This is a genomic window from Ruminococcus turbiniformis (genome assembly GCF_020687545.1).
In the GTDB taxonomy this organism is placed as follows: domain Bacteria; phylum Bacillota; class Clostridia; order Lachnospirales; family Lachnospiraceae; genus Mediterraneibacter; species Mediterraneibacter turbiniformis.
This window is the reverse complement of sequence record NZ_JAJEQX010000007.1, coordinates 27,903-43,129: the sequence shown is the minus strand read 5'-3', so window position 1 is coordinate 43,129 and position 15,227 is coordinate 27,903. Positions and strand designations below refer to the sequence as shown.

At 50.1% G+C, this 15,227-nt stretch carries 17 protein-coding genes; 4 read left to right on the top strand and 13 right to left on the bottom strand.

Going from position 1 to position 15,227, the window contains the following annotated elements; translation table 11 throughout:
• Positions 1 to 12: 12 nt before the first annotated feature.
• Positions 13 to 708, bottom strand: coding sequence for a response regulator transcription factor (locus LKD70_RS05510; protein ID WP_227707110.1), 696 nt, complete (start codon positions 706 to 708; stop codon positions 13 to 15).
• 251 nt (positions 709 to 959) lie between these two features.
• Between LKD70_RS05510 and LKD70_RS05505 the strand changes: the two genes are divergently transcribed.
• Both LKD70_RS05505 and LKD70_RS05500 read left to right on the top strand, forming a co-directional pair.
• On the top strand, positions 960 to 1,682 hold the full coding sequence (locus LKD70_RS05505) for an ABC transporter ATP-binding protein (protein WP_227707037.1): 723 nt from the start codon (positions 960 to 962) through the stop codon (positions 1,680 to 1,682).
• Complete coding sequence (locus tag LKD70_RS05500; RefSeq protein ID WP_227707036.1) at positions 1,679 to 3,784, top strand: FtsX-like permease family protein; 2,106 nt, start codon at positions 1,679 to 1,681, stop codon at positions 3,782 to 3,784. The genes LKD70_RS05505 and LKD70_RS05500 overlap by 4 nt, the downstream gene beginning before the upstream one ends.
• On the opposite strand, the gene LKD70_RS05495 is transcribed toward LKD70_RS05500, so the two are convergent.
• The 5 genes from LKD70_RS05495 to LKD70_RS05475 all read right to left on the bottom strand — a co-directional run bounded on the left by LKD70_RS05495 (position 3,765) and on the right by LKD70_RS05475 (position 7,113).
• Positions 3,765 to 4,199, bottom strand: coding sequence for a GNAT family N-acetyltransferase (locus LKD70_RS05495; protein WP_227707035.1), 435 nt, complete (start codon positions 4,197 to 4,199; stop codon positions 3,765 to 3,767). The two genes, LKD70_RS05500 and LKD70_RS05495, sit on opposite strands and share 20 nt — an antisense overlap.
• Positions 4,196 to 4,669, bottom strand: a complete 474-nt coding sequence (locus tag LKD70_RS05490) for a hypothetical protein (RefSeq protein WP_227707034.1) — start codon at positions 4,667 to 4,669, stop codon at positions 4,196 to 4,198. The genes LKD70_RS05495 and LKD70_RS05490 overlap by 4 nt, the downstream gene beginning before the upstream one ends.
• Positions 4,670 to 4,718: 49 nt before the next feature.
• Positions 4,719 to 5,276: a helix-turn-helix transcriptional regulator gene (locus LKD70_RS05485; protein WP_227707033.1), complete on the bottom strand. Its 558-nt coding sequence runs from the start codon at positions 5,274 to 5,276 to the stop codon at positions 4,719 to 4,721.
• A 224-nt stretch (positions 5,277 to 5,500) separates the two neighbouring features.
• Complete coding sequence (locus tag LKD70_RS05480) at positions 5,501 to 6,598, bottom strand: aldo/keto reductase (RefSeq protein WP_227707032.1); 1,098 nt, start codon at positions 6,596 to 6,598, stop codon at positions 5,501 to 5,503.
• 179 nt (positions 6,599 to 6,777) lie between these two features.
• Positions 6,778 to 7,113 carry a DUF3784 domain-containing protein gene (locus tag LKD70_RS05475; RefSeq protein WP_227707031.1) on the bottom strand — a complete coding sequence of 112 codons (336 nt, stop codon included), beginning with the start codon at positions 7,111 to 7,113 and terminating at the stop codon, positions 6,778 to 6,780.
• Positions 7,114 to 7,363: 250 nt separating this feature from the next.
• Here LKD70_RS05475 and LKD70_RS05470 point away from each other — a divergent pair, with 250 nt between their 5' ends.
• Together LKD70_RS05470 and LKD70_RS05465 are read left to right on the top strand one after the other, a co-directional pair.
• Positions 7,364 to 7,615 carry a kinase to dihydroxyacetone kinase gene (locus tag LKD70_RS05470; RefSeq protein ID WP_227707030.1) on the top strand — a complete coding sequence of 84 codons (252 nt, stop codon included), beginning with the start codon at positions 7,364 to 7,366 and terminating at the stop codon, positions 7,613 to 7,615.
• A gap of 75 nt (positions 7,616 to 7,690) precedes the next feature.
• Complete coding sequence (locus LKD70_RS05465; RefSeq protein ID WP_227707029.1) at positions 7,691 to 8,314, top strand: V-type ATP synthase subunit D; 624 nt, start codon at positions 7,691 to 7,693, stop codon at positions 8,312 to 8,314.
• A gap of 65 nt (positions 8,315 to 8,379) precedes the next feature.
• Here the strand turns inward: LKD70_RS05465 and LKD70_RS05460 are convergent, their stop codons facing one another.
• From LKD70_RS05460 to LKD70_RS05430, 7 genes are all read right to left on the bottom strand, one after another.
• Complete coding sequence (locus LKD70_RS05460; protein ID WP_227707028.1) at positions 8,380 to 9,252, bottom strand: C39 family peptidase; 873 nt, start codon at positions 9,250 to 9,252, stop codon at positions 8,380 to 8,382.
• 193 nt (positions 9,253 to 9,445) lie between these two features.
• Positions 9,446 to 10,168 carry an ATP-binding cassette domain-containing protein gene (locus LKD70_RS05455; protein ID WP_227707027.1) on the bottom strand — a complete coding sequence of 241 codons (723 nt, stop codon included), beginning with the start codon at positions 10,166 to 10,168 and terminating at the stop codon, positions 9,446 to 9,448.
• A gap of 29 nt (positions 10,169 to 10,197) precedes the next feature.
• Positions 10,198 to 11,154: a glycine betaine ABC transporter substrate-binding protein gene (locus tag LKD70_RS05450; RefSeq protein WP_227707026.1), complete on the bottom strand. Its 957-nt coding sequence runs from the start codon at positions 11,152 to 11,154 to the stop codon at positions 10,198 to 10,200.
• A 127-nt stretch (positions 11,155 to 11,281) separates the two neighbouring features.
• Entirely contained in the window at positions 11,282 to 11,929 is a 648-nt protein-coding gene (locus tag LKD70_RS05445) for an ABC transporter permease (RefSeq protein ID WP_227707025.1), read from the bottom strand.
• Between the two features lie 34 nt (positions 11,930 to 11,963).
• Positions 11,964 to 12,299 (bottom strand): DUF6145 family protein, encoded by a 336-nt coding sequence (locus tag LKD70_RS05440; RefSeq protein ID WP_227707024.1) that lies wholly within the window; start codon positions 12,297 to 12,299, stop codon positions 11,964 to 11,966.
• Positions 12,300 to 12,361: 62 nt separating this feature from the next.
• Positions 12,362 to 13,342 (bottom strand): biotin--[acetyl-CoA-carboxylase] ligase, encoded by a 981-nt coding sequence (locus LKD70_RS05435; protein WP_227707023.1) that lies wholly within the window; start codon positions 13,340 to 13,342, stop codon positions 12,362 to 12,364.
• A 55-nt stretch (positions 13,343 to 13,397) separates the two neighbouring features.
• Positions 13,398 to 15,089 carry an AAA family ATPase gene (locus tag LKD70_RS05430; protein ID WP_227707022.1) on the bottom strand — a complete coding sequence of 564 codons (1,692 nt, stop codon included), beginning with the start codon at positions 15,087 to 15,089 and terminating at the stop codon, positions 13,398 to 13,400.
• Positions 15,090 to 15,227 lie beyond the last annotated feature (138 nt).

The following is a 15,227-nucleotide window of genomic DNA, read 5'->3' as shown; positions in this document are numbered from 1 at the left end:
ATTCTCCCCCTTTCACGATTTTTCAATCTTGTAGCCGACTCCCCATACAACCTTTAAGTATCTCGGATCTTTCGGATTGATCTCGATCTTTTCGCGGATATGCCGGATATGAACCGCCACAGTGTTGTCCGCGCCGATGGCCTCCTCGTTCCAGATCGATTCGTAAATCTGGCTGATGGAAAAGACCCGGCCCTGATTTTTCATGAGAAGCAGAAGAATATTGTATTCAATCGGCGTCAGCTTCACCGGTTCTCCGTCCACAGTGACTTCCTTTAAGTCGTCATTGATCTGGAGGCCGCCGACCTGATAGACCTTTTCCTGTTCGGTCTGCGCCGAACCGCCGAGCTGATTGTATCTTCGCAGCTGGGACTTCACACGGGCGATCAGCTCCAGCGGGCTGAACGGTTTCGTCACATAGTCGTCCGCGCCTACGTTGAGCCCGAGGATCTTATCCGCATCCTCTGACTTCGCTGACAGGATAATAATCGGTATGCTGTTTTTCTCCCGGATCTTAAGCGTCGCCCGGATTCCGTCAAGCTTCGGCATCATCACATCAAGAATCAGAAGATCGATCTTCTCTTTCTCAAGGACGCTCAGCGCCTCGATGCCGTCGTACGCCTTTAAAATATGGTATCCCTCCTGGGACAGATATATCTCAATCGCCTCCACGATCTCTTTGTCGTCGTCACATACAAGTATGTTATACACTTCAATCACCCCTTCAATTCTCTTTTGCCTCTCTATAGTATACATGATAAGGGGAAATTTTTAAGCGTGATTGGGGAAAATCTTATGATTTTATTAAGGTTGGGGCAGCGTGTTTAAAATTCAGTCTATCTTAAGATTTTCTCCTGTGTATATAAAAAATTGTCTGCTACTCTGACTTCTGAACAGGACAGGACGCTCAGGCATCACCTGTTAAAGCGTCATTTATTTTCTGTAAAAGGAGGGGCGGTACAATGAATATAATCACTGCATCTGATCTGAAAAAAGTATACCGGACAGGAGCGCTTGAGACCTGCGCACTGCGCGGAGTCAGTTTTACTGTCGAAGAGGGAACGTTTACTGCTGTTGTCGGATCGTCCGGCAGCGGGAAATCCACGCTTCTGAACATACTCGGCGCGCTGGATTCCCCCACAGAAGGCGATGTTATAATACGGGGAACCCGTCTTTCTGACATGTCCCGTGACGAGAAGGCCGTTTTCCGCCGGCGCAGCATTGGGTTTATCTTTCAGAATTTCAATCTCATTCCCGTGCTGAATGTGTACGACAACATCGTCCTTCCGCTGAAGCTGGACGGACAGGAGATCGACCGCGGCTTTATCCGGACGCTGCTTAAATCACTCGGACTGGCCGATAAAATACACCGGACTCCCGGCGCGCTCTCCGGAGGAGAACAGCAGCGTACAGCCATAGCAAGAGCGCTCGCATCCCGTCCCGCTGTCGTGCTCGCGGACGAACCCACAGGAAATCTTGACTCCCGGACTGGCGCGGAAGTGATGACGCTGATGCAGTCGCTTTCCCGAAAATTTCGCCAGACGCTTATCGTCGTCACGCACAGTGCGGATGTGGCGAGCATGGCGGACCGGATTATCCGAATCGAGGACGGACTGATTGTCCCCGGCAATGAACGTTTTCCTTCCGCTGACGTACTCTTCCGGAAAGGAGGCGAATCATTATGAAAATCCGCAGGAAAATCCCTCATACATCCGCAGTGCGTGAGCTCTCGGACACATATTACAGAGAGAACCGCCGTCAGAATCACGTCTTTATCGCTGCGGCCGCCATGTCCGTGTTTCTTCTCTACACAGCCTTCTCACTGGCATATGGGAAAATCCACTCTGACTGCCTGATTGACCTTCGCGGAATGGGAACCGCAGGCACAGCCGCTTTCGGCGATATATGGACAGGAGACCTTATATGGGTGGATCCGGTAGCCTACGAGAAAATGCTGAAACCGGCGTACACGGATATCGTCGGAAATTATCCGGAAAAGGAGGAGGAAATCATGCTGTCCGCAGACAGTCTTTCTCTCATGGGAATTGAAAATCCCTCCCCGGGTATGACCCTTGAAATGGATGTTCTCCCATCCGGGCGGGAAGACGGGGAACCGGTTTCCGTTTCTTTCATCTTAAGCGGGTATTATACCGACTACGCCGATGACTCCGTCAGGGAAGAAGAAGGATATGTTTCCCGCGCGTTTCTTGACCGTCTGGATATTCCGGTCTTTCCGGCGGATAAGGTGATGGCGGTAAGCGATCCCTCCCGGGAGCGGACAGATATTGAGACTATGCTGTATTCGGACCTTACGATGGAATATGAAGCCCAGCAGGTATTTGCGGAAAATCCGATGATTACCCAGAGTATTGAGGGAGTTTTCGGCAGTGTGCCGATTGCGGCAGGCTGCGGTATTCTCGTCATCCTGTGCGCTTTTCTGCTGATCTTCAACGTTGTCTCCATCACAATGGCAAGAAGCGTACAGCAGTACGGACTGCTTACGATACTCGGAGCCTCCGGACGACAGCTCTGTACCATCGCTTTCCGTCAGAATCTCCGTAATATCATAATCGGAATCTTTACCGGAAGCGCATGCGGACTCCTTTTTGTAAAACTGTTTCTCCCGTTCATACTTCAGAGACTTTTCATGAAAGGGCTCGGCAGAAGTGACGTATCCGCCTTTTATCCTCTCCTGCTGTGCGGGGCCGCAATACTTACCTTTGCAGTTGCGTTCACCGCTTCCGCTGCTGCCGTGAGGCGCGCAGTTAAAATGAACCCTGTCGAATCGGTCCGTTATACCGGTGTTTCCGCAGAATACACGTCTGCCATCAAAAAACAGTCCCGAACCGTCGGCCGTTTTCTCCTGCCCTCCCTTGCATGGCGGAATCTTTCCAGATCCCGGCGCAGGCTTTTTATCAGCCTTTTCTCGCTGCTGACCGGATGCGTCACTGCACTGTGCGCAGCCGTGATCATGACGGGAACGGATCTTACCAACAAGATCAAAGAGAATCCGGATTTTCAGTTCGGCATTCTCTCGGGAATCACCCGGTTTCCGGAGGATGTTCCGGTGAAAATCAACGACAGCACCCCGGTTCTCTCTCAGACACTTCTGGATTCGGTATTTGAGACAGACGGGATCGACCGGGACACATTTTCCATTGCGTCCGGCAGCTATGCGGTAATTGATTTTCAGACGGACGCCTCTCTGCTGCCCCGAAGAAAATCTCTGGACGCCCCGGAGACAGGCATCGCATTCGCGACGCTTCAGATCGTAAGTGATTCGTTTGTAAAAGAGCTGGAAAAATATGTGGATTCCTTCGGACTTTCCGTTGATATGGAAACTTTCCGGCAGGGAAACGGGTGCATCCTTCTGCACTACAACGAACTGTCGGAAGAGCTCATGCGCCAGGCCGGGGATGTGACGGGAATGCCTGTTCATTTCTATTATACCAACACTCTTTTCGCCATGTCCTCTGTCCGCAAAAGAGAACTGGCCATCATGCAGGGCCTCGGCCTGACTTCCGTTCAGCTTAAAAAAATGCTGTTTCTCGAGGGCATGGAATACTGGTTCATCCTCATGGCATCTGTGTCGGCCGTGGGAAGTGCAGTCATATGGGGGCTTGCAAAAGCGATACGGACCAAACTTTTTTATTTCCGTTTCTCTTACCCCTGGGAAACGCTGTGTATTCTTGCACTGACACTCGCCTCGGTCTGCGTGCTCTCTGCATGGATCATATACCGGCAGAACCGGGAGTTTGAGGGCGAACTTAAGAAAGGCGTCGGCTGACCATGAAGAAGTCCTTCTCCCCTGTCTCCCCGTCAATGCCTTCCCGCTCAACAGCAAAGCCTTCCCGTTCATAAAACTTTACGGCCCTTGCGTTCTTCTGATACACATTCAGCGTAAGATACTCTTTCTTCTCTTTGGCAAAATCAAGCAGCGCCTTCCCGATTCCTGCGGAGCGGGCGCTGCTTTTTACAAAGATTCCTTCTATATGATTTTCATTCAGACCGATGAATCCCGATACTTCGTTTTTCACCTCGTCAATATACACATACACTTCCGCCTCAAGGAGCAGCTCCTTTACCATAGGGAAATTGTTTTTCCAGTATTCCGCCGGAATAAAACCGTGCGCCTCCACGTTTGCATCCAGCCAGATCCGGGCGGTTTCGTCCAGATCCGCGCTGTTCATTTCTCTGATCATCGATGACTCTCCTCTCCTGTTTTTACATCCCGGCCGTTGTATCTCCTGTCTCTGTAAAAGGCAATCATTATAAACATAAGATACAGGACAATAATGGCGATTGCTCCCACAGCGGGAATCCTCTCGTCGGGCCGGAAATAATAGAGAACAACAATCACGTTGACTCCCGCACAACAGCCTGTCAGGCCTGTTGAAAGAGCATACCCCATCTCAGGCCCCACCGGGATATGCCATCCCGGGCGCTCTTTTCGGAAACTTTCGCCGGAAAACATGGACAGCACCCCCATCAGCGCTATAAGTACAAGTACTATTTTTCCTGCAAATCCGTTCGGTGTACCGTCACTCCCCCAGTGAACTGCAAGGGCTCCTTCTGTGCAGAAAATACCGATCAGGGTAAAGAGCACCCCGGTCAGCGCCAGTATAATCGAAATAATTTTCCAGAATCGCACCTGTGGCAGATAGTGTTTCATTTTTGAACCTCCTTCATTGCCGCCAGTTCCTTTGGGTTATTCTCGATTTTCATAATGCTTCTTTCCTCTCGTCTACAATCTTCATCCGGAGTCCCCGCCGTTCTGCCCTGACACTGTATTTCAGCTCATACTGCGCGTCTCCCCGTGCGAGTGCGTCTCTGATTTCCGCGATTTCTCTGCCGGCCTGTTCCTCATCAGCATACCATCCGAGAAATGTTTTCGGCTGTCCCCAGAAAGGATGAGCCTCCATACCGACTGCGGACAACGCGAAATGAGGAGAATCCTCCTTTTTCATGTACCGTGTCCCCAGGGGCACAGGCTCGACCTTATAGCAGGTGACAATCACATTTTCATGCGGGGAAATGATCGTTATTCTCCCATCCTGTCTGCTCCGTCCCGTGCTCTTTCCGGTCCCCATCAGATCGTCCAGAGAAACATCGAGCTTTCCGGAGATCTCCAGAAGCTTCTCCACTTCCGGATATCCCTTTCCCGCTTCCCATTTGGAAACGGCCTGGCGGCTCACCTCCAGCATCTCTGCCAGTTCCTCCTGCGATAAGTTTCTTTCTTTTCTGATCTTTTTCAAATTTTCTGAAAAACCCGCGCCCATCCGTCATACCTCCTGTCCTGTTCCGCTCTCTTCTGTATGTATGTTGCAGAAAGTCTGATCTTCCATGCTCCCTGCGCTCATATGGTAACAGGGACGGCGCTTTCTTTCTACCAACGGGTGGTTGCAGTCCTGCAACCTGAAGTGGCACATGCAGTTTTCTTCTCTCAATATACCCGATTTGTTTCCAGACTTCAAGAAAACTGTTCGCACTAAGAAAACTGATCTCACTCTCCGAAATATGTACGGATCGTCTGCATCCGTTCCACCTGTCCGACATGGAATGGGCATCTCGAGTCACAGTGTCCGCATCCGATGCAGTCCCCGGCTTTCTTTTCCAGATTTGCATAGTGGCTCTTCGCCAGCGCATCTCCGGCCAGCGCCAGATCGTAATATTTATTGATCAGCCCCACGTCAAGTCCTGCCGGGCACGGCTGACAGTGGTTGCAGTAGACGCAGACTCCCTCGGTTTCCTGCGGGGCGAACGTGCCGAGCACCGAGTAGTCTCTCTCTTCCGGCGCAGCATTTACAAATCCGAGGATCCTTCTTAAATCTTCCCGGTTCCGCACGCCGGGAACCACTGTTAAAACTCCCGGTTTGTCCAGCGCGTACTGGATACACTGATACTCTGTCAGCGCTCTGCCGAAGGGCGATGTCTTCGCGTTCAGAAGCTGGCCTCCGGAGAATGCTTTCATAACACAGATTCCCACGCCTTCCGCCTCGCAGCGCCGATAGAGACTCTGCCGCTCCGCCGCGCTCCCGACCGCATATTCGCTCTCATCCCGGTAGTCATAAGCCGGGTTAATGCTGAACATGAGCATATCGAGGATTCCCGCATCCATTGCCATATGCGCGATCTCCGGGGTGTGCGATGAGAGTCCCACATGCCGCACCACGCCCTGCTGTTTCAGTTCAAGAATATAGTCAAGAATTCCCCTGTCAAACACATGGCGCAGATCCGCCTCTTCATCGATGCAGTGGAGAAAACCGAAATCAATATAATCTGTTTTCAGCGCGCTCAACTGCCAGTCAACGGAACGCTTAATCTTATCCAGATTCGTCGTCCACCCGTATTTTCCGCCCTGATAGCTGGCGCCGAAATGAATCTGGAAAAAGACGTCCTTCCGGCGTCCTGCAAGCGCTCTTCCGAAAGCCGGGAAAGGCGCCGCATCCGCGGATGCCATGTCAAAATAGTTGACGCCGTTTTCAAGCGCCAGATTCATTGTCTCTTCAATCTCCTTCTCCCCGGCCATGCCGATCGAGCTGGTCCCGACTCCGATTACGCTGATCTGTTCGTCCCCGTGGGGAAGTTTTCGATATTCCATGTATAATCCCTCCTGCTGTTTTTCCAAATTCTTCCATTCCTGCATTTTTTCATGCCGTGTCTCTGCGTTTCTGATTCCTCTGCACAGCACTTTTCACAGTACCTTTATTATAGTTACAGCAGTATTACATGTCTAATACCCGTTTCTCATGACGGGAAATGCTTTCAGAGCATAAGTTTTTACTTTCTCCTGCAAATAAATTCACTGGCCAGCCAGATACCAATCACATCTATTATAATAATCGCAGCCGCAGCACCTGCGAACCAGGCCGGGAGGATTGCTTCTCCGAGCGCCATGACAAGGATAAGGAGATCCACCACAACAAATCCACACCCAAATGTACGGCACAGTTTTTTTCTGTCGTACTTCTCCTGTTCCTCCTTCGTTGCCACGTTATACCCGGCAATCAGGCTGCCGCCGTTTCCCGTCAGAAATACAATTGTCATAACCAGTAAAATAACGAAGATCACCCAAACCACCCAGTCCGGGCCGTGAGATATATCACTCAGCGTCATACAAACTCCTCCTTTTGCCCGTTTCACACGCAGCGCTCCCTGCTCCGCAGTTTTCTTTTTCTGATTATAGCACATCGAAGATGCGAAAAGAATGTTTTGCGGCCGCTCGGATTCTAAAATATCTGTAAATCCCCTGTGCCTGAAAGAAAATATTTGTTATAATGTCTTTATGATGCGGCGGGAACAATTACTGCAGAGCGCAGCGGCCGGGAAAGGCGGCGCAAAGATCAATTGGGAGGTTTATGCTGATATGCTGGAATACCGTTATGATACACAACTGCTGATCGAAGGAGAAGATCTGGACGAAGACAAGATCAGCAGCTACTTTAATGAACATTTTAAAGGGGACTGCCTGCTGGCTGTCGGCGACGAAGAGCTGATCAAGATTCATTACCACACGAACGAACCGTGGAAGGTGCTCGAATACTGTGCGTCCCTGGGAGAGATCTACGATATCGTTGTGGAAGATATGGACAGACAGTCCCGAGGCCTGAAAGGCTAACCGCTCAGAAGACGAATGCCATTCAAAAAACTGACAACCGAAAACTGACGACCGAATGGATAAAGGAGGGATTTCATGGATCCACGTACATTTCCGACAAAGGGCAATCTGATGCTGGCCAAGAACTCTCTGGCACTGGCCCGGCAGGGCTATGACCTGATGGATAAGAAACGCAATATTCTCATCCGGGAACTGATGGAACTGATCGACGAGGCCCGGAGCATACAGGAAGAGATCGACACGACGTTTACCTATGCCTACCAGTGTCTCCAGCGCGCGAATATTGAAAACGGCATCAGCAACGTAGAACTTCTGGCGTACACTGTGCCGATTGAAAACTCAATCACGATCCAGACGCGGAGCATCATGGGGACAGAGATCCCCCATGTAAAATATGTTCCGGATGCAGGGAAGCCGACGTACTCGTTCAGCACGACTCACGAATCCATCGACAAGGCACGGGAGGCGTTCCGGAAAGTAAAGGACCTGACCGTCAAGCTCTCCATGGTTGAGAATGCGGCATACCGCCTGGCTGCAAATATCAAGAAGACGCAGAAGCGCGCCAATGCGCTTCAGAACATCACGATTCCGATGTACTCCTCCCTTGTGTACACGATCACAAATGCTCTGGAGGAGAAGGAGCGCGAGGAATTTACCCGGCTCAAAGTCATCAAACGTATGAAAATGAACAAAGCATAGCTTAACGCAGACGGGGCGGCCAGACATGCCGCCCCGTTTCAGATATATTCCTTATATTCCGCCGTTTATACGAGGATCACGCTCTTCTCTCCCCGCTGTTCATATACGCTTTCAAACTGTTCTCTGTCATATCCCACAATTCCTGCAATCGGGTCCGCAATTACCACGAAATCTTCATCGTACCCGATCAGAACTGCTCCATGATCGTTGTTGCTCCACTCCACATATTCTCCGTCCGATGTATACCAGCCCTCCGTCTCATAGCGGTCTTCCATATTGATCGTCACCCACACGACGACCGGGATATCCATGCTCACCAGACTGTACAGCGTCTCCGGATCCTCTCCGGTCAGATCTACTGCTGTCAGGCTGCTGCCCGCATCGGCCAGATACGCGTCTGCGGCCGTTATAATCGCTTCTGTCCCGCACACATACCCTTCTTCCGTAAAAGGATCTCCCAGAAAATACTCGTTTAAGTCATTTCCGTATTTCACTCCGCTGACACTTTCATACACCTCATAGTCTTCCGTTGGAAGGTATACCGCCGCCATCGTAGTCTTATCCACATCATACCCGTAGTAGTTCAGCGCCATCGTAAGCGCTGTGATCTCACATCCGGTGGGAAGTTCCGGATTCTGAAAAATCTCCGGAAAGTCTTCAATGACATAGGAAGACGGAATCGCCTCCGAAGAACTGTCATCCAGATACAGTTCCAGGATTTCCGGGCTGTCTGTTTCGCCGTAGCTGCAGTCCGCCGTTCCTTCTGACATTTCTTCCGCTGTCCATTCCAGATTCTCCTCCGACGTTTCTTCTGTTTCTGTGCCGATTATACTTTCTGCCAGACCGACTGCACTGTTCACTGCGGCGCACCCGGTCACACTGGACGCGGCAAGCATTCCGGCAAGCACCCCTCCTCCTGCTCTGAGGATTATTTTCATTCTTGTTCATTCACTCCCTTTTATGCGCTCAATGCCGGCACATAAAGGTAAGAGGATCGAGGATAAAATATTTGAAAACTCAAACTTTCGCCTGTAAAATATTTCGCCCCTTATGTACCGACACTGCTATTTTAACAGCAAAGTATGCATATAATTTGACGAACGAATGAAAAGGCTGTGATAATTTTGTGAATCAGAACGCTGTCAGTTCTTCCACAAACCTGTCCGCCGGATGCTTGCGGATCTGTTCCGGTGTATCCAGCTGTATGATTTTTCCCTCTTCCATCACGAGGACGCGGTCTCCCAGCTTCATCGCCTCGCGGATATCATGCGTGATAAACACGACTGTCATGCGGAGGCGGTTCTGAAGCCTGAGCAGTTCCTCCTGCATGGATCGTTTTGTAATCTCATCCAGCGCCCCGAAGGGTTCGTCCATGAGAAGGATTCCTGCTTTCGCTGCCAGCGCTCTTGCAATTCCCACTCTCTGCTGCTGTCCTCCGGAAAGTTCATCCGGATACCGGTCCGCCACGGAAGCGTCCAGTCCGACCAGCTTAAGCAGCTTAAGCGCCTGCTCCCGGTTTTCCTCCCGGTTCTTCCTTCCGCTGATTACCGGGACGTAGGTAATATTTTTCTCTACAGTCATATGCGGGAACAGTCCCTTATTCTGGATAACGTAGCCGATTCTGCGGCGCAGCGCGATCAGATCCGCGGTTCCCACATCCTGCCCTTCCACATACACATGTCCGCTGTCCGGCGTCTGAAGCCCGTTGATCATGCGCAGCATCGTCGTCTTTCCGCATCCGGACCTTCCGATCACTGTAAGGAACTCGCCCTCCCCGACAGAAAAACTTACATCGTCCAGCACTTTCTGCTCTCCGAAACTCTTTGTCACATGTTCCAGTCGTATCATTTCCATTGTTTTGCTCTGCTTTCTCTGCTGATTATCTATCCTTCAATGAGCCCTGCCGAGATCAGAAATTCCTCCGCTACTTCGGCCTCACCCCTGCCTTCTTCCTCTACCTGATAGTTCAGTTCCGCCATCGCCTCGTCGGTCAGAATGCCGTTCATGAGTTCCAGCGTTTCCTGAAGCTTCGGATATTTTTCCAGGGCGTCCTGCCGCACTACGGTAGAGCAGTAGTAATCCACCTGATAATTTTTATCATCTTCCAGTACTTTTACATCATCCCGGCTGATCTGCGCGTCTGTCGTGTAACCGTTCGTCACATCGATATCCCCGTTTCGGAGCGCTTCATACTTCAGCCCGATATCAATATCCCTGATATCCTTAAATTCAAAACCGTACGCTTCCGACAGGCCGGGCAGGCCGTCCGCCCTCTCAATGTAGTCCGGGTTTCCGCCGAATGTCAGTTCACCTGACACTTCCGCCAGGTCAGAACACGTCTCAAGGCCGTACTCCTCCGCCGTATCTTCGCGAACAACGACAGCATATGTGTTATTCTGCCCGTACAGGCCGATCCATGTCATACCGTAGTTCTCTTCGTATTCTTTCTGAAGCTGCGTGAGCATTTCCTCTGCGCTCATGTCCCCTGTCTCGTGGCCGAGAACAAGAATCCATCCGCTCGACGTATACTCCGGATACAGATCGAACTCGCCCTGCTCCATCGCCGGCTGGATGTTGCTTGTACCCCCGCCGATTCCTTTTGTCAGCTCCACTTCATATCCCGCATTTTCCTCGATCAGCTTTTTCAGCATCTCGCCGAGGATAAACTGCTCCGTCATCGGTTTTGTGGCGATCTTCACCGGTTCATCCGCTGCCCCGTCTTCTCCGCTCTGTGCGCTGTCCTCTCCGGTTCCTGTGTTTTCTCCGCTCCCCGCGCAGCCTGCCATTCCAAGTACAAGCGCAAAGGTCAGCAGAAGTGCCGTAATCTGTCTTCTTTTCATCTTTTGTCTGTTCCTTTCCCCATTTTCATTCCTGATTTATTCCTGTCCGGTTTATCTTTTCCTGAGTTATTCCTGTCCGGTTCATCTTTTCCGGATTTGTCCCTGTTCCGGTTCATCTTTTCCGGATTTATCCCAGATGCAGTCTTTTCTTTATCCGTCTCTCCACGATTCCCAGAAGGAAGTCGCTGAGTATGGCGATCACTGCAATCAGGAGACTGCCGCTGAAAGTCATTGCCGTATCATAGATCGTAATCCCCCTGTAGATCGCCACTCCCAGGCCGCCCGCGCCGATAAACGACGCGATCGCTGCTGTCGAGATCGTCATGACGACCATGTTTCTGATGCCCGCCGTGATCACGCCCATGGCAAGCGGGAGACGTATTTTCAGCATGATCTGTGCCTGCGTGCTTCCCATTCCTTCCGCCGCGGAGATCACCTCCGGGCTCACTCCCGTAATCCCCGCATATGTGTTGCGCACCATCGGCATGATGCCGTACAGCGTAAGCGCCACAACTGCCGTCGGATTGCCGATTCCCAGAAACGGAATCAGCATGCCGAGCAGCGAGATCGAAGGGATCGTGTAAAGGATGTTGGCAGCCGTCAGCACCGACCCCGCCGCTTTTCTGTGTATTGATATCCATATGCCGAGCAGAAGTCCGATCACTCCGGCGCACACGATCGCCGTCAGCGACAGCGCGATATGAGCTCCGATCAGCTCAAGGAACCAGCTTCCTCTCTCCGCATAAAGACTTGTCACTTCCTGTATAAATTCCATCTTCTGTCCCTGTCCTGTCTGTTTCCCTCTCTGTTTACTCTTCCTCCATGGCCTCGCCGAGATAGAACACGCGGAAAAACATTTCCAATGATTCGAAAAGTTCTCTCTTTGTATTCTGAAGCTCCTTGATTTTCAGCACGCTCCCGATCTCATCGAAGAAAAAGTCTCCCTCTTCGTGGTCTACTTTGAGCTCAAGGTTTCCTTCCTCATCAAAGACGAGCATCAGGATGCCTCCCACGTCTTCCGTATAGAGCACGCACATGATCTTCAGCTCTTCTTTTATGCTTTCCGGCAGTGTATCAAACTCCGGATTCAGGTAAAATTTCTGTTCGTACGCATTGGCCGCGCAAAGTACAATCTCTTCATCCATAACTGTAAACTCCTCTTTTTCTCAATATGCTCCGCGTAATCCGCGCTTTCTGCGCCCGCTGCCTATACATAGCCGTACACGCCGCGCACGGACACCTCCCCCGCGCAGATCCTTTCCTCGGTTCCATCCTGGCGGCGCACGATCAGCTCGCCCTCCGGACTGATGCCAAGAGCATGGGCCTGATACTGCTCTTTTGTTCCCAGTATAAGCACGTCTCTGCCCCGGTTGACAAGCATGGAGCTGTATATCTCCATCAGCCCGGACAGATCCTCTGTCTCAAGAAATGTCTCATAGTTTTCTTCCAGCCGTCTCATCACCGCTGCAATCAAAGGCGCCCTCTTCACCGGGTGACCGCATTCCAGCCGCAGAGACGTGGCAGTCTCAGCGATTTCCTCCGGGAACTCTGTCATATTTACATTGATTCCCACTCCCACGGTCACGTGATTGATGTAATCGATCTGGCTGCTCATCTCCGTCAGGATACCGACCAGTTTTTTCCCATTAATAATAATGTCATTCGGCCACTTGATCTGCACGTCAACCGCTTCGCAGTCCATGATGCCCTGAGCCACGCTGCACGCCATCACAAGGGTAAGCATGGATGCCCGGTCGGGCTTAAACTCCGGGCGGAGCAGAACAGACATGTAGATGCTGCTGCCCGCGGGCGACTCCCACGTCCGGCCTCTGCGCCCCCGCCCCGCTGTCTGCCGGTCGGCCACGGCGAGAGTTCCGTGAGGTGCACCTGCGTCTCCCGCTTCCCTGATTCTCAGATTCGTCGAATCTGTCGAGTCATAATAGAAGACGTTCTTTCCCGCCCAGCGGGTCTTAATCAGACTCTGGAGTTCTTCCTTTGTCATCACATCCGGGCTGTCCAAGATGTGATATCCCTTGTTTCTCACCGCTTCCACCTGATATCCTTCTTCCTGAAGCTGGCGTATCACTTTCCAGACCGCGGTTCTCGAAACTCCGAATCTTTCACTTAACTGCTGCCCGGATACATAGTCATCCGACTCCCGGAGCATTTTCAAAATTTCTGATTTCATTATCGCCCTCTCCTCGCAGATCAGTTCTCATAAAATTCTTCTTTGCTGCAAAAGGTTATATCTGCTTTTCCGCCGCCATAACTTTGCATCGTTTTTTATAGCACGCAATTCCATATTTCAAAATATTTTGTACACCATCGTCCAGCAGCGCTTCTTCGTATTCTGCATCTTCTGCCTGTTCCAGAGCCGCATGACAGGCAGCTTCCAGGTCGCCGTCGTGAGCATATTTTACTTCAATAACAATTCCTGTATCACCTGTATCCGGCTCCACAAGAATATCTGCATATCCGCTCCCCGTTTCCCGGTTAGATGTAATCCCCCACCGTTCCTTAACTCCCAGAATACCAAGAAGTATTCCATGGTAAAAGTTTTCCTTCATTTCTTTTCTCACAAAAGTATCTCTGATGCTTATTGTTTTCCGCAAATACTCTGTGAAGATATTTTCAACACTTTCTGCTTCCCCGTTTTTCAGTGCTTCGCAGAAACGGTTCAGAGTTTCACCGTCTCCCATGACGTTCTCTTTGAAGAGTTCCATGATCTGCGTCACGAAAATATCCCTTATTTCCAGATTGGGGATGGCAAGGCTCATCTTCCTCCCCTCTGCTTTCCCACGCTGCGTCAGATACCCTGTCATATAAAGCAGGCTCCAGATATTTTCCGTCGTTTTGTACATCTCCGGATAAGTAAGCTCCTGATGAATTTCTTTTATAATTACCCCGCCGGCTACCAGTTCCTCTATTTCTCTTTTTGTCACAGCATTCTCTGATTTCCTTAAAAACTGTTTCACCGCATGGTTGTCACTTGTATTTATCCAGTAATTCTCCGGCTGTGCAGACAGATCCATTCTGATTCTGTCACAGTAATTCAGCACATCCCACGGGCAGAAAACATTCTCATTTCCAAACTGATAACCATCATACCACTTCTTTATCGTATCATAACACTCTGCCGCGCCGTAATATTCAAGAAGTTCTCTCACGTCATTTTCCGTAAAACCGAAATACTCATCGAAACGTTCGTCCGCAATTGTCATCACTTTTAAATTATTTAAACCGGTAAATATACTCTCCTTTGAAATCCGAAGACATCCTGTCAGGACCGCGAATTTCAGACTGCTGTTTGTCTTGAGAGCCTGTCCCAGCAAACTTCGGATAAGGGAAAGCATCTGTTCATAATACCCGTTTTCAAATGCTCTCGCCAGAGGCACATCATATTCATCAATCAGAAGAACAACTTTTTCCCCGAAATGTTTCTCAAGTAATTCTGACAGCATTCTCAGACTGTCACAAAATACCGCTTCATCCATATTATTGTCAAGCAGACTTAAGTATTCTGATTTATCATTTTTACTTAAGGCATCGCTTTCTGTAAGATACTGCACTTTTGAAGCAGCTCTTATTACAATCCGGACTGCCATGCGGAATGCCTTCTCGTAGGACAGTGCATCGATGCCTTTCAGAGATATGGAAATAACCGGATACTTTCCCATATACTCTTCACAGAGCGATTTTTCCTTTGAAATTTCCAGTCCGTCAAAAATACGTTTATTACTTTCCGGTGAGAAAAAATTCTCCAGCATCGTTATATTCAGCGATTTTCCAAACCTTCTGGGGCGTGTAAGAAGATTCACCTCTCCCCAGTTCTGAAGAAGCTCTCTTATAAGACCTGTTTTATCCACATAATAGAAATCATCGGTACGGAGTTTTTCAAAATCATCAATTCCAATGGGAAGCTTCTTTTTCTGCATCTCTTTTTCACTCCTCCTGGTTTCAATTCTGGTCTTTCTTCGGGTCACAGGTCTATTATACATCAAAATCGCAAATTCTCAACTGATGAATTTCTTGTGTGTCCGGCAGAAAGATGTTATAATCTATAATCAACTTTT